This window comes from Variovorax sp. CCNWLW225 (genome assembly GCF_037204045.1).
Classification (GTDB): domain Bacteria; phylum Pseudomonadota; class Gammaproteobacteria; order Burkholderiales; family Burkholderiaceae_C; genus Variovorax.
Window position 1 is genome coordinate 63,143 of the sequence record NZ_JBBCBV010000012.1, and the last position, 24,763, is coordinate 87,905.

Annotated in this window: 27 protein-coding genes; 23 read left to right on the forward strand and 4 right to left on the reverse strand. The window is 63.5% G+C overall.

The features are described 5' to 3' along the window. The first annotated feature begins 15 nt into the window (after positions 1 to 15). The 3 genes from hisH (at position 16) to V9L20_RS18950 (ending at position 2,675) form a co-directional block, all read left to right on the forward strand. Complete coding sequence (gene hisH, locus V9L20_RS18940) at positions 16 to 672, forward strand: imidazole glycerol phosphate synthase subunit HisH (protein ID WP_337297741.1); 657 nt, start codon at positions 16 to 18, stop codon at positions 670 to 672. A gap of 63 nt (positions 673 to 735) precedes the next feature. Then, positions 736 to 1,479: a 1-(5-phosphoribosyl)-5-[(5-phosphoribosylamino)methylideneamino]imidazole-4-carboxamide isomerase gene (hisA, locus tag V9L20_RS18945; RefSeq protein ID WP_126745541.1), complete on the forward strand. Its 744-nt coding sequence runs from the start codon at positions 736 to 738 to the stop codon at positions 1,477 to 1,479. Between the two features lie 20 nt (positions 1,480 to 1,499). Continuing rightward, positions 1,500 to 2,675, forward strand: a complete 1,176-nt coding sequence (locus V9L20_RS18950; protein ID WP_337297742.1) for an AAA family ATPase — start codon at positions 1,500 to 1,502, stop codon at positions 2,673 to 2,675. Positions 2,676 to 2,687: 12 nt separating this feature from the next. Here the strand turns inward: V9L20_RS18950 and V9L20_RS18955 are convergent, their stop codons facing one another. Beyond that, complete coding sequence (locus V9L20_RS18955; RefSeq protein WP_337297743.1) at positions 2,688 to 3,605, reverse strand: amino acid ABC transporter substrate-binding protein; 918 nt, start codon at positions 3,603 to 3,605, stop codon at positions 2,688 to 2,690. Positions 3,606 to 3,613: 8 nt separating this feature from the next. Continuing rightward, positions 3,614 to 4,921 carry a dicarboxylate/amino acid:cation symporter gene (locus tag V9L20_RS18960; RefSeq protein WP_258504421.1) on the reverse strand — a complete coding sequence of 436 codons (1,308 nt, stop codon included), beginning with the start codon at positions 4,919 to 4,921 and terminating at the stop codon, positions 3,614 to 3,616. Between the two features lie 192 nt (positions 4,922 to 5,113). Between V9L20_RS18960 and V9L20_RS18965 the strand changes: the two genes are divergently transcribed. The 9 genes from V9L20_RS18965 (at position 5,114) to tatC (ending at position 9,983) form a co-directional block, all read left to right on the forward strand. Next, on the forward strand, positions 5,114 to 5,950 hold the full coding sequence (locus tag V9L20_RS18965; RefSeq protein WP_337297744.1) for a D-hexose-6-phosphate mutarotase: 837 nt from the start codon (positions 5,114 to 5,116) through the stop codon (positions 5,948 to 5,950). Between the two features lie 19 nt (positions 5,951 to 5,969). Further along, positions 5,970 to 6,749 carry an imidazole glycerol phosphate synthase subunit HisF gene (hisF, locus tag V9L20_RS18970; RefSeq protein ID WP_126745545.1) on the forward strand — a complete coding sequence of 260 codons (780 nt, stop codon included), beginning with the start codon at positions 5,970 to 5,972 and terminating at the stop codon, positions 6,747 to 6,749. 30 nt (positions 6,750 to 6,779) lie between these two features. Then, on the forward strand, positions 6,780 to 7,178 hold the full coding sequence (gene hisI / locus V9L20_RS18975; protein ID WP_207309958.1) for a phosphoribosyl-AMP cyclohydrolase: 399 nt from the start codon (positions 6,780 to 6,782) through the stop codon (positions 7,176 to 7,178). Next, positions 7,175 to 7,555 (forward strand): phosphoribosyl-ATP diphosphatase, encoded by a 381-nt coding sequence (locus tag V9L20_RS18980; protein WP_126745547.1) that lies wholly within the window; start codon positions 7,175 to 7,177, stop codon positions 7,553 to 7,555. Before hisI ends, V9L20_RS18980 begins: the two co-directional genes overlap by 4 nt. Before the next feature lie 13 nt (positions 7,556 to 7,568). After that, positions 7,569 to 7,958 carry a DUF4870 family protein gene (locus V9L20_RS18985; RefSeq protein ID WP_157612535.1) on the forward strand — a complete coding sequence of 130 codons (390 nt, stop codon included), beginning with the start codon at positions 7,569 to 7,571 and terminating at the stop codon, positions 7,956 to 7,958. Beyond that, positions 7,948 to 8,307, forward strand: coding sequence for a histidine triad nucleotide-binding protein (locus V9L20_RS18990; protein WP_157612537.1), 360 nt, complete (start codon positions 7,948 to 7,950; stop codon positions 8,305 to 8,307). The genes V9L20_RS18985 and V9L20_RS18990 overlap by 11 nt, the downstream gene beginning before the upstream one ends. 62 nt (positions 8,308 to 8,369) lie before the next feature. Next, positions 8,370 to 8,618, forward strand: coding sequence for a Sec-independent protein translocase subunit TatA (tatA, locus tag V9L20_RS18995; RefSeq protein WP_126745550.1), 249 nt, complete (start codon positions 8,370 to 8,372; stop codon positions 8,616 to 8,618). Positions 8,619 to 8,632: 14 nt separating this feature from the next. After that, on the forward strand, positions 8,633 to 9,091 hold the full coding sequence (gene tatB / locus V9L20_RS19000; RefSeq protein WP_337297745.1) for a Sec-independent protein translocase protein TatB: 459 nt from the start codon (positions 8,633 to 8,635) through the stop codon (positions 9,089 to 9,091). Positions 9,092 to 9,167: 76 nt separating this feature from the next. Then, entirely contained in the window at positions 9,168 to 9,983 is an 816-nt protein-coding gene (tatC, locus tag V9L20_RS19005; protein WP_337297746.1) for a twin-arginine translocase subunit TatC, read from the forward strand. 40 nt (positions 9,984 to 10,023) lie between these two features. Here the strand turns inward: tatC and V9L20_RS19010 are convergent, their stop codons facing one another. Continuing rightward, entirely contained in the window at positions 10,024 to 11,184 is a 1,161-nt protein-coding gene (locus V9L20_RS19010) for a S1C family serine protease (protein ID WP_337297747.1), read from the reverse strand. Positions 11,185 to 11,468: 284 nt separating this feature from the next. On the opposite strand from V9L20_RS19010, the gene V9L20_RS19015 reads away from it, so the two are divergent. From V9L20_RS19015 to pdxA, 3 genes are read left to right on the forward strand one after another with little or no spacing between them, the layout of a single operon-like run. Continuing rightward, entirely contained in the window at positions 11,469 to 12,812 is a 1,344-nt protein-coding gene (locus tag V9L20_RS19015; RefSeq protein ID WP_337297748.1) for an MFS transporter, read from the forward strand. Beyond that, a complete protein-coding gene (locus V9L20_RS19020; protein WP_258504427.1) occupies positions 12,809 to 13,582 on the forward strand; it encodes a Nif3-like dinuclear metal center hexameric protein in 774 nt (257 codons plus the stop codon). The genes V9L20_RS19015 and V9L20_RS19020 overlap by 4 nt, the downstream gene beginning before the upstream one ends. Then, positions 13,579 to 14,643, forward strand: a complete 1,065-nt coding sequence (gene pdxA / locus V9L20_RS19025) for a 4-hydroxythreonine-4-phosphate dehydrogenase PdxA (protein ID WP_337297749.1) — start codon at positions 13,579 to 13,581, stop codon at positions 14,641 to 14,643. Before V9L20_RS19020 ends, pdxA begins: the two co-directional genes overlap by 4 nt. Here pdxA and mscL read toward each other — a convergent pair. Then, entirely contained in the window at positions 14,640 to 15,074 is a 435-nt protein-coding gene (gene mscL / locus V9L20_RS19030) for a large conductance mechanosensitive channel protein MscL (RefSeq protein ID WP_258504429.1), read from the reverse strand. The genes pdxA and mscL overlap by 4 nt on opposite strands. Before the next feature lie 192 nt (positions 15,075 to 15,266). Between mscL and V9L20_RS19035 the strand changes: the two genes are divergently transcribed. From V9L20_RS19035 to V9L20_RS19070, 8 genes are all read left to right on the forward strand, one after another. Continuing rightward, complete coding sequence (locus tag V9L20_RS19035; protein WP_337297750.1) at positions 15,267 to 15,956, forward strand: phosphatase PAP2 family protein; 690 nt, start codon at positions 15,267 to 15,269, stop codon at positions 15,954 to 15,956. 385 nt (positions 15,957 to 16,341) lie between these two features. Continuing rightward, positions 16,342 to 17,505, forward strand: coding sequence for a polysaccharide biosynthesis/export family protein (locus tag V9L20_RS19040; protein WP_337297751.1), 1,164 nt, complete (start codon positions 16,342 to 16,344; stop codon positions 17,503 to 17,505). After that, the gene (locus V9L20_RS19045; RefSeq protein WP_258504432.1) at positions 17,502 to 17,957 is read left to right on the forward strand and encodes a low molecular weight protein-tyrosine-phosphatase; all 456 of its coding nucleotides are present in this window, start codon (positions 17,502 to 17,504) and stop codon (positions 17,955 to 17,957) included. The genes V9L20_RS19040 and V9L20_RS19045 overlap by 4 nt, the downstream gene beginning before the upstream one ends. Continuing rightward, positions 17,954 to 20,206 carry a polysaccharide biosynthesis tyrosine autokinase gene (locus V9L20_RS19050; protein WP_337297752.1) on the forward strand — a complete coding sequence of 751 codons (2,253 nt, stop codon included), beginning with the start codon at positions 17,954 to 17,956 and terminating at the stop codon, positions 20,204 to 20,206. Before V9L20_RS19045 ends, V9L20_RS19050 begins: the two co-directional genes overlap by 4 nt. 343 nt (positions 20,207 to 20,549) lie before the next feature. Next, the gene (locus V9L20_RS19055) at positions 20,550 to 21,260 is read left to right on the forward strand and encodes a sugar transferase (protein ID WP_337297753.1); all 711 of its coding nucleotides are present in this window, start codon (positions 20,550 to 20,552) and stop codon (positions 21,258 to 21,260) included. A 13-nt stretch (positions 21,261 to 21,273) separates the two neighbouring features. Further along, a complete protein-coding gene (locus V9L20_RS19060) occupies positions 21,274 to 22,422 on the forward strand; it encodes a polysaccharide pyruvyl transferase family protein (RefSeq protein WP_258504436.1) in 1,149 nt (382 codons plus the stop codon). A gap of 68 nt (positions 22,423 to 22,490) precedes the next feature. Further along, positions 22,491 to 23,504 carry a glycosyltransferase gene (locus V9L20_RS19065; RefSeq protein WP_337297808.1) on the forward strand — a complete coding sequence of 338 codons (1,014 nt, stop codon included), beginning with the start codon at positions 22,491 to 22,493 and terminating at the stop codon, positions 23,502 to 23,504. After that, the gene (locus tag V9L20_RS19070; RefSeq protein ID WP_337297754.1) at positions 23,504 to 24,763 is read left to right on the forward strand and encodes a hypothetical protein; all 1,260 of its coding nucleotides are present in this window, start codon (positions 23,504 to 23,506) and stop codon (positions 24,761 to 24,763) included. Before V9L20_RS19065 ends, V9L20_RS19070 begins: the two co-directional genes overlap by 1 nt.

The window sequence follows — 24,763 nt, forward strand, 5'->3', positions numbered from 1 at the left end:
CTCCAGCGAACAGCTATGAAATCTGTAGCAAATACCGTCGCGGTCGTCGACTACGGCATGGGCAACCTGCATTCGGTGTCCCAGGCCGTGCGGCATGCGGCCGACCAGGTGGGTGTCGAGGTTTTCGTCACCTCCGACCCTGAGGTGGTGCGCAAGGCCACCCGCGTGGTGCTGCCGGGCCAAGGCGCCATGCCCGACTGCATGCGCGAGCTGCGCGATTCCGGCCTGCAGGAATCGGTGCTCGAAGCCGCGGCAAACAAGCCGCTTTTCGGCGTGTGCGTGGGCATGCAAATGCTGCTGTCGCGCAGCGACGAGGGGCCGACCGAGGGCTTGGGCCTGATTCCCGGCGAGGTCGTCAAGTTCGACCTGGCCGGCCGGCTACAGCCCGACGGCAGCCGTTTCAAGGTGCCCCAGATGGGCTGGAACCAGGTGCGCCAAGCCCAGCCGCATGCCGTGTGGGCGGGCATTCCCGACCAGAGCTACTTCTACTTCGTGCACAGCTTCTACGCACGGCCGGCGGACGCGCGGCACAGCGTTGGCGAGGCGGATTACGGGGCATGCTTTACCGCGGCCATCGCACGCGATAACATTTTTGCCACCCAGTTCCACCCGGAGAAGAGTGCGGACCACGGGTTGCAGCTCTACCGAAATTTCCTCCACTGGAATCCCTGACCTTATATTTCCGACCGGGCCGAACCTTCCTCAGCCCGGATTCCGCACACTCGCGTCACTTCCATGCTCCTCATTCCCGCCATTGATCTCAAAGACGGCCACTGCGTTCGCCTCAAACAGGGCGACATGGACCAGTCCACCATCTTCAGTGAAGACCCCGCCGCCATGGCGCGCAAGTGGGTCGAGGCCGGCGCGCGGCGGCTGCACCTGGTCGATCTGAATGGCGCCTTCGCCGGAAAGCCGCAGAACCACGCGGCCATCAAGGCGATCCTGCGCGAAGTGGGCGACGACATTCCAGTGCAGCTGGGCGGCGGCATCCGCGACCTGGACACCATTGAGCGCTACATCGACGACGGCCTGCGCTACGTGATCATCGGCACCGCCGCGGTCAAGAACCCCGGCTTCCTGAAGGACGCCTGCGTGGCCTTCGGCGGCCACATCATCGTGGGGCTCGACGCCAAGGACGGCAAGGTGGCCACCGACGGCTGGAGCAAGCTCACGGGCCACGAGGTGGCCGACCTGGGCAAGAAGTTCGAGGACTATGGCGTCGAATCGATCATCTACACCGACATCGGCCGCGACGGCATGCTGTCGGGCATCAACATCGATGCGACCGTGAAGCTCGCGCAGGCGCTGACCATTCCGGTGATCGCCTCGGGCGGCCTGTCGAACATGGCCGACATCGACCAGCTTTGCGCGGTCGAGTCCGAAGGCGTCGAAGGCGTGATCTGCGGCCGCGCCATCTATTCGGGCGACCTCGACTTCGCCGCCGCGCAAGCCCGCGCGGACGAACTCGCCGGCGTCTGACGCCTCTTGTGTAGCGCGGCGTGCTCTCCGCGCTTGCCATTGCCAACTACCGGTCGCTGCGCCAGCTGACGGTGCCGCTCGGCCGGCTCACGGTGGTGACAGGGCCCAACGGCAGCGGCAAATCCAGCGTGTACCGCGCGATGCGGCTCCTGGCCGACATCGCCAATGGCGGCGTGATCCGCTCGCTGGTGCGCGAAGGCGGGCTTGCTTCCACCCTCTGGGCCGGCCCCGAGCGCTTTTCAGCCGCCATGCTGCGCGGCGATACCCCGGTGCAGGGCACCGTGCGCACCGAGCCCGTGAACCTGCGGCTTGGGTTCTCCGGCGTCGAGACGACTGACTTTGGCTACGCCATCGACATCGGCCTGCCGGTGCCGCGCGAAACAGCCTTCGGCGGAGATCCCGAAATCAAGCGCGAAGCCATCTGGAGCGGCCCGGTGCTGCGGCCCGCCACGCAACTGGTAGACCGCAAGGGCGCATCGCTGCGGCTGCGCGGCGAGCGCAGCGGAAGCTGGGAGCCCGTGGGCCGGCCCATCGCCCAGTTCGCCAGCATGATGACCGAGTACGCCGATCCGCAGGCCGCGCCCGAGATGCTCACGCTGCGCGAGCAAATGCGCTCCTGGCGCTTCTACGACCACTTCCGCTCCGACGCCGATGCGCCCGCACGCCAGCCGCAGCTCGGCACCTACACGCCGGTGCTCGCCAACGATGGCGCCGATTTGGCCGCCGCGCTGCAGACCATTCGCGAGATTGGCGACAGCAGTGCGCTCGACCGCGCCGTGGACGATGCGTTTCCCGGTGCTCGCATCCAGGTGCGGGTGAACGAAGACCGCTTCGAAACGCTGATGCACCAGCACGGCCTGCTGCGGCCGTTGACGGCGGCGGAGCTTTCGGACGGCACCCTGCGCTACCTGCTCTGGATTGCCGCGCTGCTCACGCCCCGGCCGCCGGCGCTGCTGGTGCTCAACGAGCCCGAGACCAGCCTGCACCCCGACCTGTTGCCCGCGCTCGGGCGGTTGATCGCGCAGGCCGCGCGCGGGTCGCAGATCATCGTCGTGTCGCATGCCCCGCGGCTGATTGCCGCGCTCGAGGACAGCGACGACCTGCAATCGGTGGTGCTCGAGAAGCGCTTCGGCGAAACCCGCATCGCCAACCTCGACATGAGCGAGATACCGCACTGGGCCTGGCCGGCGCGCTAACCGCCGGCCCGCCTATTCGGCCTTGACCGCCATCGTCTGGATGATCGCCTGCAGCTGCGCGCTCATCGGCAGGTCGATGCTTTCTCCGGTGGGCAGCTTGCGCAGGAACCAGCGCTTGTACTGGCGCTCGATCTCGCCGTCCTGCGCCAGCACCTGGAAGGCGTCGTTGATCACCTTGGCCAATTGCGCATCGCCCTTGCGGTACATGATGCCGTAGGGGTCGTAGGAGAGATAGTCGCCGACCACCTCGTACTGGGCCTTGGCGGCTTCGCGCGCGATCAGGCCATGGAGCAGCACGTCGTCGGTGGCAAAGGCATCGGCCTGGCCGCTTTTCACGAGCCCGAACGAATCGGCGTGGTCGCGTGCCACCAGCAGGTCGATGCCGAGCCTGAACTTCTGCGAGAGCTCGCGCAGCGTCTTCTCGTTGGTGGTGCCCGCGGTAACGGCCACCCGCTTGCCGGCCAGGTCGCGGAACGACTTGATCGGCGACCCCTTCTTCACCAGCACCTTGGTGCCCGAGACGAAGATCGTGGGCGAGAAGCTCACGCGCTTCTGCCGCTCGAGGTTGCTGGTGGTCGAACCGCATTCGAGATCGACCGTACCGCGTTCGACCGCATCCATGCGCGAATCGGAGGTCACCGGCACCCACTTGATTACGAGGCTCTTGTTCACTGCCTCCTCGATGGCCGTGACCAGTTCGCGGCAGAGCTCGATCGAATAGCCGATGGGTTCGTTGCGTGCATTGAGAAAGGAAAACGGCACCGACGATTCGCGGTAGCCGATGGAGACGGCGCCGCTCTCTCGCACCTTGGCCAGCGTGCCGGTGAGCGCAGGGGGCGCTTCCTGCGCCTGTGCGGAGGCTCCCATGGCAAGGGTGGCCGCCGCCAGCAGGCCGGCAAGGAAAACCGGCAGCGTGGGCCTGGGCTTCATGGCGAGCCTCACGCGTGGGCCGGATGGGCGAGGGTGGCGGCGGCCTCCTCGTCCAGCGCCTTGGCGTTCACCTCTGCGTCGCTCTCGGAGAGCAACTGGCCCTCCCACTTGGCAACCACCGCGGTGGCAATGGAATTGCCCACCGCATTGGTGGCGGAGCGCCCCATGTCCAGGAAGGTGTCGACGCCCAGGATCAGCAGCAGGCCGGCTTCCGGAATGTCGAAGTGGTTGAGCGTGGCGGCAATCACCACCAGCGAGGCGCGCGGCACGCCGGCCATGCCCTTGGAGGTGAGCATCAGGATGAGCAGCATGGTGATCTGCGTGCTCAGCGGCATGTGGATGTTGTAGGCCTGCGCGATGAAGAGCACGGCAAAGGTGCAGTACATCATCGAGCCATCGAGGTTGAACGAGTAGCCCATCGGCATCACGAAGCTCGAGATCTTGCGCTTCACGCCAAAACGGTCGAGCGCCTGCAGGATCTTCGGGTAGGCCGCTTCCGAACTGGCCGTGGCGAACGACAGCAGAAAGGCTTCCTTGATGAGCGCCATCAGCTTGAACACCCGGCGTCCCAGGAACGACACGCCCGCAAGAATCAGCACGCCCCACAGCACAAAGAGGCCCAGGTAGAAGTCGCCCATGAAAACGGCGAACTTCAGCAGGATACCCAGCCCGTTCGTCGCCACGGTGGCGGCCATGGCGGCGAGCACCGCAAGGGGCGCCAGCTTCATCACGTAGCCGGTGATCTTGAGCATCGCGTGGGAGAGCTCGTCGATGGCGGCCACCAGCGTCTTGGCCTTGTCGCCGAGCGAAGCGAGCGCCACGCCGAAGAACATCGAGAACACCACGATCTGCAGGATCTCGTTATTGGCCATGGCCTCTGCAAAAGACTTGGGCACCAGGTGGCTCACGAAATCCTTGAGGGTGAACTTCGCGGTGGCCAGGTTGGCCGAGGCGCCGATGTCCGGCAGCGGCAGCCCCAGGTTCTCGCCCGGCTTCAGAAGGTTGGCCATCACCAGGCCGATGAGCAGCGAAATGAGCGAGGCGGTAAAGAACCAGCCGAGCGACTTGCCGAACACGCGGCCCACCGACTTGGCGTCGCCCATGTGCGCAATGCCCACCACGAGCGTGGAGAACACGAGCGGGCCGATCAGCATCTTGATGAGGCGCAGAAATACGTCCGACACGATCGACACGTACCCTGCAATCTGCGCAGCCGCCTTCTTGTCCGGAAAGCTCGTGAAGATCATGTAGCCGACAAAAATGCCGAGCACCATGGCAATGAGGATCCAGATGGCGGCCGGCAGTTTTTTCTTCATGCGTTTCTCTTCGATGTGTAGGTATGGTTTTAGGTTGCGCGCGGACCTGCCGGCGGCTCTTCTTTGTGCGGCGGCAAAAGGGTATCCAAGAAGGCCCCCTGCGTGCAACCAGCAGCACCACGGCTTCGATGAAGTCTTAAGTGTCCATTGCCGCTTTCGGCTGCGGGAATTTCCGCTGCCTACAATTCCCGCATGGACATCAATCCGATCGAGTTTCGCGGCCAGCCGGCGCTTCGCGCCGTCGGTGCCGACGGCAGCGCTTTCACCGTGTCTCTACACGGGGCGCAGCTGCTTTCCTGGACCACGGCGGATGGCGTCGAACGGCTCTACCTGAGCCCGCGCGCCGTGTTCGACGGAGCGGCCGCAATCCGCGGCGGGGTACCCATTTGCTGCCCCCAGTTCAACCAGCGCGGCATGTTGCCCAAGCATGGTTTCATGCGCAATCTGCCTTGGGAAAACCGTGGCATCGACGCCGCATCCGGCGAGCTGACCTTGCGGCTGCGCGACAGCGAGGCCACGCGCAAGCTCTGGCCGCACGCTTTCGAGGCACGCCTGCAGATCGGCATGGGCTCGGGCCGGCTGCGCGCCGCGTTGACGCTGCTCAATGTAGACCATGCGCCGTTCAGCTTTGCGGCGGCGCTGCACACCTACCTGCGCGTCGACGACATTGCCGATGTGCGGCTGGAGGGGCTGGAAGGCGCCAACCGCTGGGATTCGCTGCGCGACGACCGCCATGTGGAAACCGCGCCCGCGCTGCGTTTCGATGCGGAGTTCGACAGCGTCTATGCCGCGCCCGCCAAGCCGCTGCGCCTGGTGCAGCCCAGCGGCACGCTCGAAATCACGCAAAGCGCGAGTTGCAGCGAAACCGTGGTGTGGAACCCGGGCGCGGTGCTTGGTGCGAAACTCGCCGACATGCCTGAAGACGGCTACCGGCACATGCTGTGCGTGGAAGCCGCGCGCATCGACGAGCAGGTGCTGCTCTTGCCCGGTGCCCAGTGGCAGGGCTGGCAGCAGCTTCGCGTTCTCTGACTTTTCCTCTCGACCCACCATGCTCGCAAAACGCATCATTCCCTGTCTCGACGTTACCGGCGGCCGCGTGGTCAAGGGCGTCAACTTTCTCGAACTGCGCGATGCGGGCGATCCGGTCGAGATTGCCGCGCGCTACAACGCGCAGGGCGCCGACGAACTCACTTTTCTCGACATCACCGCCACCAGCGACGGCCGCGACCTGATCCTGCCGATCATCGAGGCGGTCGCCTCGCAGGTCTTCATTCCGCTGACGGTGGGCGGCGGAGTGCGCACCGTGGCCGACGTGCGCCGGCTGCTCAACGCCGGTGCCGACAAGACCAGCTTCAACTCGGCGGCCATTGCCGATCCGCAGGTGATCAACGACGCCTCGCAGAAATACGGTTCGCAGTGCATCGTGGTGGCCATCGACGCCAAGCGCCGCAGCCCCGAGGAAGCCGCCACCCGCGGCGCAGGCTGGGACGTGTACAGCCATGGCGGCCGCAAGAACACCGGCCTCGACGCTGTGGAATGGGCGACCGAGATGGTGCGCCGGGGCGCCGGCGAAATCCTGCTCACGAGCATGGACCGCGACGGCACCAAGAGCGGCTTTGACCTTGAACTCACCCGCGCGGTGAGCGACGCCGTGAACGTGCCGGTCATTGCATCGGGCGGCGTGGGCAACCTCGACGACCTGGCCGACGGCATCCAGACGGGCGGCGCCGACGCGGTGCTGGCCGCCAGCATCTTTCACTACGGCGAGCACACCGTGGGCGAGGCGAAAGCCCGCATGGCCGCGCGGGGCATTCCCGTACGCACGTGATCCGCTTCGCAGCCGCGCGGCGATGGGACAATACCCTTCATGAATTGGCTTGACGAAGTGAAGTGGGACGCGAACGGCCTGGTGCCCGTGATCGCGCAGGAACAGGGCAGCAACGACGTGCTGATGTTCGCCTGGATGAACCGCGAGGCGCTCGAAAAGACCGCCGAGCTGGGCCGCGCCGTGTATTTCAGCCGCTCGCGCAACAAGCTGTGGTTCAAGGGCGAGGAATCGGGCCATGTGCAGACGGTGCATGAAATCCGCCTCGACTGCGACAACGACGTGGTGCTGCTCAAGGTCACCCAGCTCGGCCACGAGCCCGGCATTGCCTGCCATACCGGGCGCCACAGCTGCTTCTTCAGCAAATACGAGAACGGCCAATGGACCGCGGTCGAACCGGTCTTGAAAGACCCGGAGTCGATCTACAAATGACAGCCACAGTGAACACTTCCGACGCCCTTGCGCGCCTTGCCGCCGTCATCGAAAGCCGCCTGCCCGCGCACGGCGGCGACCCGGAGAAGAGCTACGTGGCGCGCCTGCTGCACAAGGGCCCCGACGCGTTTCTCAAGAAGATCGGCGAGGAAGCCACCGAGGTCGTCATGGCGGCCAAGGACGCCGACCATGGCGGCGACCGCACGAAAATAGTGAACGAAGTGGCCGATTTGTGGTTCCACACCATGGTGGCGCTGGCGCACTACGGTTTCTCGCCCGGCGAGGTCATTGCGGAGCTCGAGCGCCGCGAGGGCACCAGCGGCATCGAGGAAAAAGCCCTGCGCAAGGCGCAGGCCCGCGAGGCATCCAACGATTGAAAGGACATCTCCAATGGCCAACGACATCGTGAACGTGGAACCCGACGACTCCCTCAAGACCTGGGGCTGGGTCAGCTACATCCTGCACCTGATCGTGGCCATCTGCGCTGTATTGCCCGGCGCCCAGGCTTCGGTGGTGCTCCTGCTGGTGGCCCTGGTGATCGACTTCGTCAAGCGCGACAACGCGGCGGGCACCTGGCAGGCGTCGCATTTCAGCTGGCGCATCCGGTCGGTGGTGTGGGCCGGCCTGCTGTACGTGGTCACGTCGTGGCTCTGGCTGCTGTTTCTGGTGCCGGGCTGGATTGCCTGGAGCCTGATCTCGCTGTGGTTCCTCTACCGGATCGTGAAAGGCATGATCCGCATGAACGACAACCGTCCCATGGAACCCAAAGATGTCATCTGATCCGAACTGCGTCTTCTGCAAAATCATCGAAGGCAAGATCCCCTCGCGCAAGGTCTACGAAGACGACGAACTGTTCGGTTTTCACGACATCGCGCCCTGGGCGCCGGTGCATTTCATGCTGGTGCCCAAGAAGCACATCGCCTCGATGGCGCAACTCACGCCCGACGACGCCGCGCTCATGGGCAAGATCATGACGCTGGCCCCCAAGCTGGCGGTGGAGCAGGGCTGCAGGCCCTATCCGGAGGGCGGCTGGCGCGTCGTCATCAATACGGGCGCCGAGGGCGGGCAGGAGGTGCACCATCTCCATGTCCATGTCATGGGCGGTCCCCGCCCATGGCTTCGCGGCTGAACATTAGGCCAAACTGTCACATTTCGCCCGATTAAAATCGGACACATTCTTAGGAGTCTTCCATGGGTTCATTTTCAATCTGGCACTGGCTGATCGTGCTGCTCGTCGTGGTCATGATCTTCGGCACCAAGAAGCTGCGGAACATGGGTTCCGACCTGGGCGGCGCCGTCAAGGGTTTCAAGGACGGCATGAAAGACGGCGGCACCACTGCCGACGCACCCGCTTCGTCGGCCCCTGCCGCCCAAGTGACCGGCCAGCCGGCCAACAGCGACAAGTCGGCGATCGACGTCGAAGCGCGTCAGAAGTCCTGAGCGCGGGTTTTTAAGTGCTCGACCTCGGTATTGAGAAGCTGGCGCTGATCGGCGTCGTGGCGCTGATCGTCATCGGGCCCGAAAAGCTGCCCAAGGTGGCGCGCACGGTCGGCACCCTGCTGGGCAAGGCGCAGCGCTATGTGAACGACGTCAAGGCCGAGGTCAATCGCTCGATGGAACTCGAAGAGCTGCGCAAGATGAAAACCACCGTGGAGGATGCTGCGCGCGACGTCGAGCACAGCATCCAGACGGGCGCGACCGATCTTGAAAAGCAGTTCTCCGGCTCGGGCGAAACCCTTTCGGCGCTGGCCGAACCGGAGCCTTCGGTGCCCGAGTACAGGCATCCGCGCAAGAACTGGCGCCTGAAGCAGGGCGCCACGCCGCAGTGGTACAAGGCCCGCAACGGCGTGCGCACCAAGGCGCTCTCGGGTGCCGCCCGCGTTGCCCGTTTCCGTCCCCACAAGATCAACTAGCGGCTTTTACAACCGCGTTCCTCGTGCGCCGCACGCCGGCCGAAGCCACGCTTTCTCCTGCTCTTTTCTCCTTCCAATGGCCGATTTCGACAACAAGAACAAAGACGCAGAAGACGAATTGGCGGGCACCGAACAGCCGTTCGTGCAGCACCTGGTCGAACTCCGCGACCGCCTGCTCTATTGCGTCTACGGCCTGGTGGTCGCGGGCGTGCTGCTGGCCATCTGGCCCGGGCCGGCCGGGCTGATCGACCTTATTGCCATGCCGATCCAGGCCCACATGCCGCCGGGCGCCAAGCTCATCGCGGTGGGCGTGTTCTCGCCTTTCTTCGTGCCGCTCAAGGTGCTGATGATGACGGCCGTGCTGCTGGCGCTGCCTTGGCTCATGTACCAGGCCTGGATGTTCGTGGCGCCGGGGCTCTATAGCCATGAAAAGAAATTCGCGCTGCCGCTGATCTTGTTCGGCAGCCTGCTGGCCTATGTCGGCATCGCCTTTGTGCAGTTCTTCGTGCTGGACAAGATGTTCGGCTTCATTCAGCAATTCACGCCGCCGAGCGTGAATGCCACGCCTGACATCTCGTCATACGTGGAGGCCATCTTGTCGCTCTACATCGCGTTCGGCGTCGCGTTCCAGGTGCCGATCGTCGTGATGCTGCTGGTGAAGTTCGAGATGGTGACCATCGAAAAGCTGCGCTCGTTCCGCGGCTACTTCATCGTGGTGGCCTTCGTCATCGCCGCGGTGCTCACACCGCCCGACGTGGTGTCGCAGCTCGCGCTGGCGGTGCCGATGTGCCTGCTGTACGAGGTCGGCATCATCGGTGCGCGCTACTTCGCAATGGGCACCAAGAAGCCGTCCGAAGAGGAAGAAAGCGCCGATTCCTCGGCCTCTTCCTGATCGATCGCTATTCGGTTCCGGCGCCTCAGCGCCTCGGCGGCTACTCGGGCTGGTTGGGCATTTGCCGAACGGGGCTCTTGGGCCGCAGGCCCGGCGTCACGTCCAGTTCCATCTTGTCAGTGCCGCGCTGCAGCGCAAAGCGTGCGGTGCTGCCCGGCTTCAGGCCGGCCACGGCGGTCAGCAGGGCCTGCACGTTGTCGGTCTTCTTTTCCCCGACCGAAGTGATCACGTCGCCGGGGCGGATGCCGGCCTTGGCCGCGGGCCCGTTCTGGAGCACGCCGGTGATGATGACGCCGGTATCGGCCTTCACGCCGAAGGTCTCGGCCAGTTCGGGCGAAAGCTCGTTCGGCTCGACGCCGATCCAGCCGCGGCGCACCTGGCCTTCCTTCACGATGCCTTCGAGCACGATCTTCGCCATGGCCACCGGAATGGCGAAGCCGATGCCCATGCTGCCGCCCGAGCGCGAATAGATGGCGGTGTTGACGCCCTGCAGGTTGCCGTTGACGTCGATCAGCGCACCGCCCGAATTGCCGGGGTTGATGGCCGCGTCGGTCTGGATGAAGTTCTCGAAGTTGTTGATGCCGAGCTGGTTGCGCCCCAGCGCCGAGACGATGCCGCTGGTGACCGTCTGGCCCACGCCGAAGGGATTGCCGATGGCCAGCACCTGGTCGCCCACCTGCAGGTCGTCCGAGTTGCCCAGCACGATGGCGGGCAGCTTGTCCATTTCGATCTTGAGCACGGCAAGGTCGGTGTCGGGGTCGGTGCCGATCACCTTGGCGCGTGTGTGGCGGCTGTCGTTGAGCGTGATCTCGATCTCGTCCGCGCCCTCGACCACGTGGTTGTTGGTGAGGATGTAGCCCTCGGAGCTCACGATGACGCCGCTGCCCAGCCCCACCTGGGGCTGGTCGCCCTGGTCACCGAAGAAAAACCGGAACCACGGGTCGTTGCTGCGCGGATGGCGTTGCGCCGCCTTGCTGGTGTTGATGCTCACCACCGCCGGAGAAGCCTTCTTGGCCGCCGCGCTCAGGCTGCCCGCCGGCGCCACCGCCGGCGCACCGGCCGGTGCCTCGACGATCGAGACCACGCCGCCGAGCGAGGTGGAGCGCCGGTTGATCCACTCGGGCTTGAGGGTCGCAACAACAAAATAGGCCGCCAGGAGGACGGTCACGGCTTGGGCAAAGAGCAGCCAGGTGCGTTTCATGAAATTTGTTAGCGGGTAAGCACGCCGTCCGGTGCGGCGCTACAGCTCGATTGTCCCTCAACCCCCGGCCGCCGGAAAACCGCGCCGGCCGGTCGAGATTGGCGCAGGCCTCAGGCGCCAATACGGGATAACCCTTAGCATCGCGAAGCGAGCCCACACGGCTCCGGATTCCGGCCTTCCGCAACGCCCACCCAGCGCACGCGGCCAGGTGTTTCGCCGGCGCGCTGCCTTTCCGCTTTCAATCCCTGGCGGTCCTGCGTGCGGCAACGACTTCCCTGCCAGCCATGACCTCTCAAGCCCTTTCTCCGGACGGCACCCGGCCGGTTCCGGCCCGCACGCTCGACTCCCGCGACTACAAGACCCTTGCCCTGTCCGCTCTTGGCGGAACGCTGGAGTTCTACGACTTCGTCATCTACGTTTTCTTTGCCACCGTGCTGGGGGCGCTTTTCTTTCCGGCCGACATGCCCGACTGGCTGCGGCAGCTGCAAACCTTCGGCATCTTTGCCGCCGGCTACCTGGCCCGGCCAGTGGGCGGCATCGTCATTGCGCACTTCGGCGACCTGCTCGGCCGCAAGCGCATGTTCACGCTGTCGATCTTCCTGATGGCGGCGCCCACGCTGGTCATCGGCCTGTTGCCCACCTATGCCAGCATCGGCATTGCCGCACCCTTGCTGCTGCTGGCCATGCGTGTCCTGCAGGGCGCGGCCATCGGCGGCGAAATGCCCGGCGCATGGGTGTTCGTCGGCGAGCACGTGCCGGCGCAGCGCTATGGCTTCGGCATCGGCACGCTGACCTCGGGCATCACCGGCGGCATCCTGCTCGGCTCGCTCGTTGCGGTGGGCATCAACCGCTACTACCTGCCCGCGGAGGTGAGCGACTTTGCGTGGCGCATTCCCTTTGTGCTGGGCGGCGTGTTCGGGCTCGTCTCGGTGTACCTGCGCCGTTTCCTGCACGAGACACCGGTCTTCAAGGAACTGGCGGACCGCAAGACCGTTGCGCGCGAGTTGCCGCTGCGCACGGTGCTGCGCGAGCACCGCGCGGCAAGCATCTATGTGGGCCTGCTGACCTGGGTGCTGTCGGCCGCCATCGTCGTGGTGGTGCTGTACACGCCCACCTACCTGCAGAAGGTGCATCACATTCCGGCCGCGCTGGCACTCGAAGCCAACGCGCTGGCCACGCTGACCCTGACCATCGGCTGCGTGCTGGTCGGCTGGGCCTGCGACCGCATCGGCACGCGCGCGGTCATGCTCGTCGGCTGGGGCGGATTGTTCGCGACCGCGTACCTGTTCTACACGGGGCTGCCGGGTACGCCGGCCACGCTCTTCTGGCACTACGGCCTGGTGGGCCTGTTCGTGGGCACCATTGCCACGGTGCCGATTGCCGGCGTGCGCGCGTTTCCGGCGCAGGTGCGCTTCACCGGCCTTTCGTTTGCCTACAACATGTCGTATGCCGTGTTCGGCGGTCTGACGCCGGTGATCCTGACCGTCTGGCTCCAGCACGACGCCATGGCCCCGGCGCACTATGTTGCAGTGCTCGCCGGGCTGGGTTTCCTGCTGGCGCTGTGGCCCCTGGCGGCACGCGGCCATGCCATGCGCGATGGAGGCGGGAGCGCGACAATGTCGCGATGAGCACCACCCGCCACGAACTGCTGCACGCCTTCGACCTGCTTCTTGCGCCTTCGCGCTTCAAGGACTACGGACCGAACGGCCTGCAGGTCGAAGGCCGCACCGTGGTGCGGAAAATCGTCTCCGGCGTCACGGCGAGCCGCGCGCTGATCGAAGCCGCCATTCATGCCGAGGCCGATGCCATCTTCGTTCACCACGGCCTGTTCTGGCGCGGCCAGGACAGCTGCGTGACCGGCTGGATGAAGCAGCGCCTCGGCCTCTTGCTCGGCGATGACGTCAACCTCTTTGCGTACCACCTCCCGCTCGACGCGCACCCCGAGCTCGGCAACAACGCCCAGCTCGGCCTGCAGCTCGGCCTGCTTGCGCATGCCGGCTCCACCGGGCGCTTTGGCGAGCAGGAACTCGGTTTTCTTGGCGCGCGCGAAAACGGCGAGAGCTTTGCCAGCGCCAAGGAACTCGCGGCGCACGCAGAAAAGGTTCTGAAGCGGCCGGTCACGCTGGTGGACACCGCCCACAAAGCCATCAAGAACATCGCGTGGTGCACGGGCGGCGCGCAAGGCTACTTCGAGGCCGCCATTGCCGCGGGGGCCGATGCTTTCATCACCGGCGAGATCTCCGAACCCCAGGCCCACTATGCACGCGAGATGGGCGTCGCCTTCCTGGCTTGCGGGCACCATGCCACCGAGCGCTACGGTGCGCAGGCCGTGGCGGCCCATGTGGCGGCCCAGCTCGGGCTGAAGCACGAGTTCATCGACATCGACAACCCCGCATGAACGGCAAGGCTCCTGCTGCTGCCGGCGCACCCTTGGCGGTCACGCTCGGCGACCCCGCGGGCATTGGCCCGGAAATCATCGTCAAGGCATTCCGCCAGGCGCCCGACGCCGCGCGCGGCGCCTTCGTGGCCGGCGACGTGGGGACCATGCGCCGTGCGTCCCAGGCCCTGGCGCTGCCGGGACAGTCGGCATGGCCGGTGGCGGAAATCGAGCACCCGGCCGAGGCGGCCGCCGTGCCACCGGGCTGCATTCCCGTGCTGCAGGTGGTAGCGCAGCCCGCGCACATCGTGCCTGGGCAAATCAGCGCCGAAGCCGGGCGCGTGGCGGGCGAGTGCGTGGTCTGGGCCGCGCGCGCGGCATTGCGGGGCGACATCGCGGCCATGGTGACAGCACCGCTGCACAAGGAAGCGCTGGCCGCGGCCGGCTTTCCTTACCCGGGCCATACCGAGCTGCTGCAGGCCGAGGCCGCCGCGTATGCGGGCGTTGCCGTGGACGGCATGCCGGTGCGCATGATGCTGGCCAACGACGACCTTCGCACCGTGCTCGTCAGCATTCACATGTCGCTGCGCGACGCCATCACTGCGGTGAGCTTCGGCAATGTGCTGGAAACGCTGCGCATCACCCACGGTGCCTTGCACCGCATGCTCGGGCGGGTGCCGCGCATCGGCGTGGCCGGCCTCAATCCGCATGCGGGTGAGGGCGGCCTCTTCGGCAGCGAAGAGCGCGACATCATTGCGCCCGCCATTGCGGCCGCGCGTGCCGAGGGCATCGACGCCGGCGGTCCGCATGCGCCCGACACCGTCTTCATGCGTGCGCGAGCCAAGGCCGGCGTGTCCGGGAGCGGCGAGTTCGATGTGGTGGTGGCGATGTACCACGACCAGGGGCTGATTCCGGTCAAGTACCTGGGCGTGGAAAAGGGCGTGAACGTGACGCTGGGCCTGCCGCTGGTGCGCACCAGTCCGGACCATGGCACCGCGTTCGACATTGCGGGCAAGGGCCTGGCCGACGCCTCGAGCCTCGTCGAGGCGTTGCGCATGGCCAGGACGCTGACGGGCGTCTAGGGGCGATTCTTCAGACTGTCGCGAATCTCGCGCAGCAGGGCAATGTCTTCCGGCGGCGCCACCGGGGCCGCGGGCGCCTCGGCATGGTGCTTGCGCAGCTTGTTGATCTGCTTGACCATCATGAAGATGATGAAGGCAAGGATGACGAAATTGACCGCAATGGTGATGAAGTTGCCATAGGCCAGCACCGGCACGCCGGCCTTCTTCAGGTCGGCCAGGTTGTTGGCCACGCCCGCAGGGACGGAACCCAGCACCAGGTACAGATTGGAGAAATCGAGCTTGCCGAACACCAGCCCGACCACCGGCATGATGATGTCGCTGACCAGCGAGTCGACGATCTTGCCGAACGCCGCGCCGATGATCACGCCCACCGCGAGATCGACGACATTGCCCTTGACGGCAAATTCCTTGAATTCACTGAGGATGCTCATGATTTCGATGTGCTGGGGCGCACCGGTGTTGAAGATGCCGCGAGTATGCCTGTGGAACAATCGGCCCGCCTGGAACTCGATCGACACATGGCTGTAGTTCGAAAGAGTTCCCCGGCGGATGGCTGGCTTTAATGATAACGAATCAAATCACCGAGCCACCACACCGACAGGGCGCAATTCCATTTCAAATCGATGAATAGTTTTTGGTTAATGGTCACCGGACTGGGTGACAGCGGCTTTCTATTGCCCGCCGCATTGTGGATTGCAATTTGGTTGGCGGTCGACCGCAGCACGCGTCCCGCAGCGGTGCATTGGGCGCTCCTATTTGGGGGATGCGGCTTGGCCGTGATGTTGTCCAAGCTGGCTTTTCTGGGCTGGGGCATTGGCAGCGCACGTTTCGATTTCACAGGCTTTAGCGGCCATACCGCACTGGCAACGAGCGTGTGGACAGTTGTCTTTTGGCTCGCGGCGCTGCGGTTTGCACCGTTCTTGCGCATTGCAGCGGCCATTGCGGGGTGGGCGTGGGGCGTCGCTGTCGGAGTGTCGCGGCTGGCCCTTGAAGTGCACTCCACCGCAGAAGTGGTAACAGGCGTTGTGCTCGGCACGGTTGTGAGCGCAAGCTTTCTCTGGTTGCAGCGCGACAGGCTGACCATCGTCTCGTTGCGAACGCCTGGCTGGCTCGCAGCGGGTGTCGTGGTGCCGCTGTTGCTTTTCGTCATCGTGGGGCGGCCCGCGCCCACTCAGTACGCGCTGGAATCCGTTGCCGCCTGGATGGCGGGCATCGAGCGCCCCTACAGGCGCAGCGATCTTCTGCATGGCCGCCAACCCGCTCGCGCCCCCGTGGGGAATTCACAGGTGCTTACAAAAGAGCAAACCTTTTAGACGATCGGCCAATACGCATCAATTGTCGCTTGAATGCCACAATTGATGCCGTCAATGGGTTAATTGATAGTTCACATTTGCAAACCGTGCGCAGCGGCTTTGCATGTCCCACGAAGGTCTTCATTCCCCAATGAAACACGGCCCTTCGGCATTGCGGTCGAACATTCCCCTGCGCAGCCTCGGGATATTCCACAGATAGACACAGTTTTTTCGTCTATTCAACGGAAAACAGGGGATGCGCGGGCAGCGACAATTCGGCCGGCGCGCCTGACGACAACGCGAAGGCTCGCTTTCACGAACCGTGACAAAAAGGTCGAGGCCAAATGCGGATTGGGCTCGGGCCTTGCATGTGAATCACGGAATGTCGAAAAAACCAATTTGTGCAATGGGGATCAATTTGACACGCTACGTGCACCCGTCAGGGTGGGGTTTAGCCCTAGTCGGCGCGTTATTGCTGCAGGGTTGCGCACCGGGCTTCAGTTCTGTGTCCGCCTACGAGGCCGACCAGAGCCTGCCCCCGGAATTCCAGTACCTGCCGGCCGACGGCGCACCGGATGGGGTCATCACCTCGATTTCACCCGCGCTCATCCGCGCGATGGCCGAGGCGCAGCCTACGGCCGTACCGTCCGAGGTGAAGGCGCTTTTCGGCGAGGCGCCGGTCTACACCATCGGGCCCGGCGACGTCGTGGGCGTGATCGTGTACGACCATCCGGAGTTGCTGCCCAACGCGGGCGCGGTGATCACGCAGCAGGCCGACCCCACGGGCATCAGCGTGGCGCCCGGCTTCATCGTCGGCGCGGACGGGCAGATCACCTTTCCCTACATCGGGCGCGTCAAGCTCCAGGGGCTGACCGAAATCGAGGCTTCCGATCTCATTGCCAAGCGCATTGCGGCCTACATCCGCGATCCGCAGGTGACGGTGCGCATCCAGTCCTTCAGAAGCCGCCGCGCCTTCGTTGAAGGCGAGGTGCGGACCCCGGGGCTGCAGATCTTCACCGACGTGCCGATGACGCTGGCCGAGGCCATCAGCCGCGCCGGCGGCATCACCGCGAACGGCGACCGTTCGCTCGTTACGCTGCAGCGCGGCGGCAAGTCCACGCTCATCAACCTCACGAACCTCCAGGACCTGGGCGCCGACGCAAGCCAGATTCCGCTGCAGAGCGGCGACGTGATCCAGGTGCGGCACCGCGACGAGAGCAAGGTGTTCGTGATGGGCGAAATCTCGCGTCCCTCGGCCCTGCTCATGCACAACGGGCGGCTCAGCCTGAACGAAGCGCTGGGCGAGGCCGGCGGCCCCAACCTGGCTTCCGCCAACACCGGGCAGGTCTACGTCATTCGCAACAACGCCAGGGGCTTGCCGGCCATCTTCCACCTGAATGCGAAGAACCCGGCCGCGCTGGCACTGGCCGAGCGCTTCCCGCTGCAGCCGCGCGACGTGGTCTACATCGATTCCGTGCCGCTCGTGACCTGGAACCGCCTGGCCAGCCTGATCCTGCCCGCGGCGCAAGTCATCAACGCCGGCGACGAGGTCTGGAGCCGCCACAGATGAAATCCATCCTGACCGTCTGCATCGGCAACATCTGCCGAAGTCCCATGGCGGAGGGCCTCCTGGCCGCCGGGCTGCCGCACCTCCGGGTGGTGTCGGCCGGTACGGGCGCGCTGGTCGGCAAGCCGGCCGATGCCATGGCGCAAAGGCTCATGCAGGCGCGCGGCATCGACATCTCGGCCCACGTCGCGCAACAGGTGAGCCAGTTGCTGTGCCGCCAGGCCGACCTGATCCTCGTGATGGACATGGAGCAGCGCCGCTATCTCGAGGCGACCTACCCCTTCGTGCGGGGCAAGGTCTTTCGCATTGCAGAGGCCGCGAAGCAGGACGTGCCCGACCCCTACCGGAAAGACGAGGCGGCCTTCGAGCATGCCCTGGCCCTCATCGACGTGGGCGCCAGGACCTGGATCGATCGCATTCTGAAAATTACAAAACCCGAGCAGCAACCGACATGAACGCACCCCAGCAAGCCGCCCTGCCGATGCCAGCGCTGGAAGAAGAGGGCGAAGGAATCAACCTCGTCGAGTACCTCGACATCCTCGTGGACAACCGCTGGCTCATCGCCGTCGTGACCGCGGCGGCCCTGTTCCTCGGCTTTGCCTATGCCTTCTTCGGCAAGCCCATGTACGAAGCCAATGTGGCGGTGCAGGTGGAAGACTCCGGCAACTCGGCGGGCAGCTTCCTGGGCGACGCAGCGTCTTCGCTGCTGAGCGTGAAGACCCCCGCCGCGGGCGAAATCGAGATCATCAAGTCGCGCGCCATCCTGGCGCAGGCGGTGGAAAACACCAAGCTCTACATCAGCGCGCAGCCCCGCTATGCGCCCGTGGTGGGCAGCTGGCTTTCGCGGCGCGCCACCGATCTTTCGAACCCCGGCTTCATGGGCCTGTCGGGCTACGTGACCGGCACCGAGAAGATCGTCGTTCCCCAGTTCGACGTGCCGGCCGATCTCGAAGAGCAACAGTTCTCTCTGACTGTACGAGCCGACAACCGCTACGAGCTGGCCCACCCCGGCATCGAAACCCCGCTCCAGGGCGCCATCGGAACCCCGCTGGTTGCGAATCTTCCAGGCGGCAGCTTGCGGCTCCTGGTCAGCTCCGTCAGCGCGAAGCCCGGGGCCCAGTTCCGGCTGGTCCGGTTCTCGAAGCAGCTGACGCTGCTGTCGCTGCAAGACGGCCTCAAGGTCGTTGAAAAGGGCAAGCAGTCGGGCGTGATCGACGTCAGCTGGAAGCACCCGAGCCCTGAGAAGCTGACGCAGCTGCTCAACGAGATCGGCCGCCTCTATGTGCGCCAGAACATCGAGCGCAAGGCTGCCGAAGCTGAAAAGACATTGGGCTTTCTCGATACCGCGCTGCCCCAGTTCAAGAAGCAGCTCGAGCAATCCGAAGACCTCTACAACCGCTACAGGAACGAGAACGGCACCGTCAGCCTGGACGACGAGGCAAAGAATGCCCTGACGCAGACGGTCGATCTGCAATCCAGGTTGCTCGAAGCGCAGCAGAAGCGGCGCGAGCTCTCCGCGCGCTTCACGGACAAGCATCCGAGCATCCAGACACTGGACACGCAAATCTCGGCGTGGAAGGGCGAAATCGCCTCGGTCGATTCGCGCATCCGCAAGATGCCGCTGCTGCAGCAGAACACCGTGCAGATGCAGCGCGACATCAAGGTCAACACCGATCTCTATGTGTCGCTGCTCAACAGCTCGCTGCAGATGCGGCTGGCCAAGGAAGGCAAGGTCGGCAACGTGCGCCTGCTGGACGACGCCATCATTCCGGAAGAGCCCGTCTGGCCCAAGAGGCCGTTGATCCTCGCCCTGGCATTGCTCTTGGGGCTGATGGCCGGCGTCGCGGCCGCCATCGCAAGGAACTCGTTCTTCGGCGGCATCCGCAATCCGAGCGAGATCGAAATGCACACGGGGCTCAGCGTCTACAGCAGCATTCCCCTGAGCGGCGCCCAGCGGATGATCGACCGGAGCATCGAGAACAAGGCGCCCGGCTTGCACATCCTGGCGCTGCAGCATTCGGAAGACCCCGCGGTGGAGAGCCTGCGCAGCCTGCGAACCGCCCTGCAGTTCGCCATGCTGGAGGCGCCCAACAACCGCCTGCTCATCTCGGGTGCGACCCCCGGGGTCGGAAAGACTTTTGTTTCCGTCAATTTCGCGGCGATTACCGCCGCGTCGGGCAAAAAGGTTCTCCTGGTCGATGCCGATTTGCGCAAGGGCCGGGTTAATCAATTCTTCTCAATGTCTCGATCTTCCGGTTTATCCGAATTGATCGCGGGCACATTGAGCCTCGAAAAAGCGGTTCGTCCGTCGGTTCTGCCGAATCTGGACGTGATAACGACCGGGGTGCTTCCGCCCAACCCTGCCGAATTGCTCCTGAGCGACTCTTTTTCGCAACTTTTGGAAAAACTGTCGCCAAGCTATGACTTGGTGATCATCGATACGGCGCCGGTGTTGGTGGCTGCCGACACGGCTTCGGTGGCACCGCTCGCAGGCTCGCTGCTGCTGGTGGCCCGCGCCGAGAAAACCCAGTTGGGCGAATTGAACGAGAGTGTCCGGAGATTGGCGCACGCGGGCTGTACAGCCAATGGCGTTATTTTGAATGCTATGGACTTATCGCGGCGTCACGCCGGTAGCAGCAGCTACAAATATGGCGGTTACCGTTACATACACTATAAATATAAAAACAACAGGGATACCACCTAGTTGGCCACGCTATATCTGTGAAAATTAGGCCAGAGTGTGGAATTTATCACTCGAAGCACTAAATTGGTGCCTTTGCCCAAAACCTAATAACAAAGGCCTAGGGCTAAGTACTTCGTTCTTTTGTATTACGTGGTTGAGTCGCTTGGATTGCGCAATGGTATTTGTTGCGCAGCGTCCTTCAAGGCTCCCGGGCCGGACCGTATCGGGTCTGAAGCCCGAGCCGCAACTTATCACCGACCCGCTAGGGGCAAGCATTTGCTTGTAAGACGAAAGGTGCTCCAGAAATGAGAGTTCTTAAGCTAAAAACTTGCCTCCGCTGCAAATGTGAGAACGGGGCATTCCTATGACCAATTTTCGTTCAGAGGAATTGACCGCGCCCAGCAGCGAAGAAATGCATTCCGAATTTTCGGACGCGGCGTGGGAAAGGGTCAATCACCCGGCCATGCTGCGCATTGCCAAAAGAGCGGTGGATATTGCCGCATCTCTTTTCTTTTTTACCGCTTTCGGCTGGCTTTACGTCTTGCTCGCCATTGGGGTTTTTCTGAGTTCCGGAGCTCCCGTTCTTTATTCGCAGCCGCGTTATGGACGGGGAGGGCGCGTGTTCAAGTTCTACAAGTTCCGCTCCATGCTGCCCAACTCCGCCCAGATCCTCGAGGAGCACCTCAAGAACGATCCCGTGGCACGCCAGCAATGGGACGACTATCAAAAGCTCGAGAACGATCCCCGCATTACCCGCTTCGGCAAGTTCATCCGCAAGACCAGCCTGGACGAATTGCCGCAGTTCTGGAATGTGCTGGTTGGAGACATGAGCCTGGTCGGCCCCCGGCCCTGCATGCTCGATCAAAAGGGCCTCTATGGCGCCGACTGGTCGTTCTATTGCGCCGTGCGGCCCGGAATCACGGGCCTGTGGCAAGTGAGCGGCCGCAATCAGCTGAGCTACAAAAAACGCGTGGCGCTGGACGTCACCTATGTCGAGACGCTCTCCGTGGGCAGGGATATCGGCATTTTCATCAGGACCATCTGGGTGGTGGCTGTAGGCCACGGTTCTCGGTGACGCTCATTCAAAGATGAAAAAGATCCTGATTTGTGCGGTGCCGTTCAGCGACAACCTGGGAGACGGGGTGATCGCGGCATCGTTGGCCCACATCGCGGGAATGAAGTACCCGCGGGCGAGCGTCGAGTTTCTGGACATTGCCGGCCGGGTGGGCTTCGAGGAAGAAAACCTGCGGGGTGGGGGCGCTTTCCGGCTTTTTGCAAAGCTGCCTTCCCTGCTTCGGTCGCTGATCGTTTTTCTTTACTGCCTCAAGGGCTACTTTCTGGTCTGGCGAAAGAACTGGAAAGCCGCCATCAGCGATGCGGACCTGATCGTCATTGGAGGCGGTCAGCTGTTTTGCGACGTGGCGCTCAATTTTCCGGCGAAGCTTTTTCTCCTGAGCCGGCTTCTGCGCGGAAAACGGGTGGTGGTGGTGTCGGTCGGGGTCACGGCCCGGTGGTCGTTTCTGGGCCGCTTCCTCGTCAAGCGTTTCATCAGCAATGCGAGACCGGTTTTCTACGCTACGCGCGACAAGGAATCGGCAAACAACCTGCATACCCATTTCGGAATTCCGAGGGGAAGCATCAGGGTGGTTCCCGATCCCGCGCTGGTTTGCGCCGATGCGTTCTCCGAAGAACTTTCGCCGGAGAAGAACTGGGACATCGGCATTTGCGTGAGCAGCCTCGACGCGCTGGTCATGAACTCCGAATACGCGAACGCCAACTCGACGGAGTCGGCCAGGTTCTTTTCAACGCTTGCCGAATCGCTGCGGGCGGAGGGAAAGCGGGTGCTGTATTTCACCAATGGCGCGTCTGAAGACAACAAGATCCTGAACGAGATTTCTGCGGAATCGAACGCGCCGAAATCCAGCTTCCTGGTTCCGCGGCATCCAGATGAACTCGTTTCATTGATCAGCGCTTGCTCGTGCATCGTGGCGCACCGGCTGCACGCAAACATCGTGGCCTACAGCCTGAACATTCCGTCGATTGGAATGAATTGGGACAAGAAGGTCGAATCCTTCTTCGAGTTGACGAAGCGAAAACGCTATCTCTTCGACCTGTCGCCTCGCGTGGAAAAACTCGAAGCCTCGGTGCTGGGCGTGCTGAACGAAAAGACTCCGGACCGGCAAACACTCGATCTGCTCAGGGGCGAAGTGGTGGCCGGAATTCATGCCTTGATCTGACTGCGCAGGCCATGAAAATATTGCACATTGCCGAAACCCTCAAGGGCGGGCTGGAAACCTATTTGCGGATGGTTTCCGGCTTTCAGCAGAACTCCCCCGTGATCACCCAGGCGAAGTTCGTTTTGCCCGGACCGGTGGAGTGGCTCAGTTCACAAGACACCCACGTGGTGCCCACGGCGCGCAGCCCCTTGGCGCTTGCGAGCTACGCCGCGGAAGTCAGGAAGATCATCCGGACCGAGCGGCCCTCGGTTCTTCATCTCCACAGTTCGATTGCCGGCGGGGTGGTGCGCGCCATGGCGCTGCTCGGCCAGGTGCCGCAAGAGACAAAGATCGTCTATTGCTCGCACGGTTGGGCATTCGACCAGATCGGCCCTTCGTACAAGAAGTCGATCTATCGCTGGGCCGAATGGCTGCTTTCGTATTGGACCGACGCAATCATCTGCATCAGCGACCATGAGCTGCGCATCGCCGAAAAATTCGGCATCAAGCGATGCAGGTGCATTCCGAACGGAATCACACCCGCGGCGCTGGGTCATGAACAGGTTGCTGCCCCGGAAGAAGTTTCGCCGCGGCAAAGACAAATCTTGTTCGTGGGTCGGCTCGACCGGCAGAAGGGCATCGACCTGCTGCTCGATTCCTATGCCCGCGTGCGGCCGAGATTCAAGCTGACCATCGTCGGCGGCGCTGTTCGAAACGATCTTTCGCTGGCCCATTCCGATGAGATCGAGTTCAAGGGTTGGCTCGAAAAGGACGAACTCGACGCCGCATACCGGTCTTGCGACGCGGTCATCGTGCCCTCGAGATGGGAAGGCTTCGGCTTTGTCGCTGTGGAGGCAATGGCACGAGGCAAGCCGGTTTTTGCCTCCGCCGTCGGCGGGCTGGTCGACATTGTCGAAGACACGAAAAACGGACGGCTGTTTCCGCTCGATCGCCTAGACGAAATGCTGCGCGAAATCGATCAGATCCCGAATGAAGACCTGGTGCGAATGGGGCAGAACGGGCGAAAGATCTTCGAAGAAAAATACACCGCCGACCGAATGAACTCGGCCATCGTCGATCTCTACAAGGAGTCGGTACTTTGATGAGATCTTCATCCCTGGTTGGAATCGTCAGGCTCTTCTGTGCGGTGATGATGCTTGCCGCAATCTCGCTCCCGGCACAGGCGCGGGGCGTCAGCGAGCTGAGCACCGAATATCCGACCGCGCTGAGCGTGCAGATCGATCCGGGCGACATATCGGACGAAGACCTGAACGAAATCAGGGCGGCGGGATTCGAGTTCGTCCGGTTCGGCGTGCGGCCGCCGCTGAAAAGCGTCAACCCCGCAATGATCGATTACTCGAAGCTGATCCGGCGCGTACGCAATGCCAGGCTCGAAGCCATCGTGACGCTGTTCGGCGGCAGGGAGATCTGGGGGCACGATTCGTCGGACCAGCAGGCCGGTGGGCAGAAGGAAAAGCTGTTCGCGAACTTTGCGGCCGAATTCATGAACGCACACGCCGCCGACGTGGCGGTGTGGGAGCTGTGGAACGAGCCCGACCACAAGACCTTTCTGAATCCGGCGCTTTTCTCGAACTTTGAAACTGCCACGGCCGAGTTTTGCCGCAGCATCGCGCAGTTGAAGAACCCGCCGAAGATCGTCATGGGCTTCGGTTTTGCGAAGCTTCCCTTCAACCAGGGGCAGGTTCCGCCTCAACTCGAAAACGCTTTCGTCTCGGGAGCCAAGGCCAACTGCCTGACGGACGTATCGATCCATCCGTACCGCTCGGTGCCTGAAACGGCGGTTGCCGACTACGGAAAGCTGCGCGCAAAGCTCGACCAGATGCAACTCGGCAAGGTCGGCATCGTTGCTTCGGAGTGGGGTTATGCGTCCTACCTGCCGGTGCGTGACCGCAATGCACAGGCCTCGCTGATCTTGCGCGAGTACCTCACCAATGTGGCCGCCGGCATCAAGCTCTTGAATCTCTATGCATGGAAGGACCGCGGAACCTCCGTGGTTTCGAGAGAAGACAACTTCGGGCTCAAGTCCAAAGGGGGCGAGAAAAAGGAAGCCTTCTCCAGTCTTTCTGAATTCCTCAAGATCGCCAGAAACTCCAGGAAGGTTTCTTACGACAACGCCTCCGGCCTGAACAAGCTGGTGCTGAGCCGCGGAAATTCATTGCTGCATGTGGTGTGGACGCAAAGCTCGGACCAGAACGTTCTGGTGGCGGCCGACAAGGGAAAGAAGTGCACGCGCGTCGACTTCTTTCCGCAGGTGCGCCACGGGAGCTGCGGCAGTCCGGTCGAAGGGGGCTTTGCCGTGAAGGCAACCACTTATCCGGTTCTGTTCTCGCTGTCGGACTAG

What these genes read in the sequence shown, in the direction of transcription:
- tatC (WP_337297746.1), top strand. Translation starts at nt 9,168, where the DNA reads ATGGCCGATTTCGACAACAAGAACAAAGACGCAGAAGACGAATTGGCG.
- mscL (WP_258504429.1), bottom strand. Translation starts at nt 15,074, where the DNA reads ATGAGCATCCTCAGTGAATTCAAGGAATTTGCCGTCAAGGGCAATGTC.
- V9L20_RS18960 (WP_258504421.1), bottom strand. Translation starts at nt 4,921, where the DNA reads ATGAAGAAAAAACTGCCGGCCGCCATCTGGATCCTCATTGCCATGGTG.
- V9L20_RS19010 (WP_337297747.1), bottom strand. Translation starts at nt 11,184, where the DNA reads ATGAAACGCACCTGGCTGCTCTTTGCCCAAGCCGTGACCGTCCTCCTG.
- V9L20_RS18980 (WP_126745547.1), top strand. Translation starts at nt 7,175, where the DNA reads ATGACAGCCACAGTGAACACTTCCGACGCCCTTGCGCGCCTTGCCGCC.
- V9L20_RS18955 (WP_337297743.1), bottom strand. Translation starts at nt 3,605, where the DNA reads ATGAAGCCCAGGCCCACGCTGCCGGTTTTCCTTGCCGGCCTGCTGGCG.
- V9L20_RS19040 (WP_337297751.1), top strand. Translation starts at nt 16,342, where the DNA reads ATGGGGATCAATTTGACACGCTACGTGCACCCGTCAGGGTGGGGTTTA.
- V9L20_RS19015 (WP_337297748.1), top strand. Translation starts at nt 11,469, where the DNA reads ATGACCTCTCAAGCCCTTTCTCCGGACGGCACCCGGCCGGTTCCGGCC.
- tatA (WP_126745550.1), top strand. Translation starts at nt 8,370, where the DNA reads ATGGGTTCATTTTCAATCTGGCACTGGCTGATCGTGCTGCTCGTCGTG.
- hisA (WP_126745541.1), top strand. Translation starts at nt 736, where the DNA reads ATGCTCCTCATTCCCGCCATTGATCTCAAAGACGGCCACTGCGTTCGC.
- V9L20_RS19020 (WP_258504427.1), top strand. Translation starts at nt 12,809, where the DNA reads ATGAGCACCACCCGCCACGAACTGCTGCACGCCTTCGACCTGCTTCTT.
- hisH (WP_337297741.1), top strand. Translation starts at nt 16, where the DNA reads ATGAAATCTGTAGCAAATACCGTCGCGGTCGTCGACTACGGCATGGGC.
- V9L20_RS18965 (WP_337297744.1), top strand. Translation starts at nt 5,114, where the DNA reads ATGGACATCAATCCGATCGAGTTTCGCGGCCAGCCGGCGCTTCGCGCC.
- V9L20_RS18990 (WP_157612537.1), top strand. Translation starts at nt 7,948, where the DNA reads ATGTCATCTGATCCGAACTGCGTCTTCTGCAAAATCATCGAAGGCAAG.
- V9L20_RS19065 (WP_337297808.1), top strand. Translation starts at nt 22,491, where the DNA reads ATGGTTTCCGGCTTTCAGCAGAACTCCCCCGTGATCACCCAGGCGAAG.
- hisF (WP_126745545.1), top strand. Translation starts at nt 5,970, where the DNA reads ATGCTCGCAAAACGCATCATTCCCTGTCTCGACGTTACCGGCGGCCGC.
- V9L20_RS19045 (WP_258504432.1), top strand. Translation starts at nt 17,502, where the DNA reads ATGAAATCCATCCTGACCGTCTGCATCGGCAACATCTGCCGAAGTCCC.
- V9L20_RS19055 (WP_337297753.1), top strand. Translation starts at nt 20,550, where the DNA reads ATGACCAATTTTCGTTCAGAGGAATTGACCGCGCCCAGCAGCGAAGAA.
- pdxA (WP_337297749.1), top strand. Translation starts at nt 13,579, where the DNA reads ATGAACGGCAAGGCTCCTGCTGCTGCCGGCGCACCCTTGGCGGTCACG.
- V9L20_RS19070 (WP_337297754.1), top strand. Translation starts at nt 23,504, where the DNA reads ATGAGATCTTCATCCCTGGTTGGAATCGTCAGGCTCTTCTGTGCGGTG.
- V9L20_RS19035 (WP_337297750.1), top strand. Translation starts at nt 15,267, where the DNA reads ATGAATAGTTTTTGGTTAATGGTCACCGGACTGGGTGACAGCGGCTTT.
- V9L20_RS19060 (WP_258504436.1), top strand. Translation starts at nt 21,274, where the DNA reads ATGAAAAAGATCCTGATTTGTGCGGTGCCGTTCAGCGACAACCTGGGA.
- V9L20_RS19050 (WP_337297752.1), top strand. Translation starts at nt 17,954, where the DNA reads ATGAACGCACCCCAGCAAGCCGCCCTGCCGATGCCAGCGCTGGAAGAA.
- V9L20_RS18985 (WP_157612535.1), top strand. Translation starts at nt 7,569, where the DNA reads ATGGCCAACGACATCGTGAACGTGGAACCCGACGACTCCCTCAAGACC.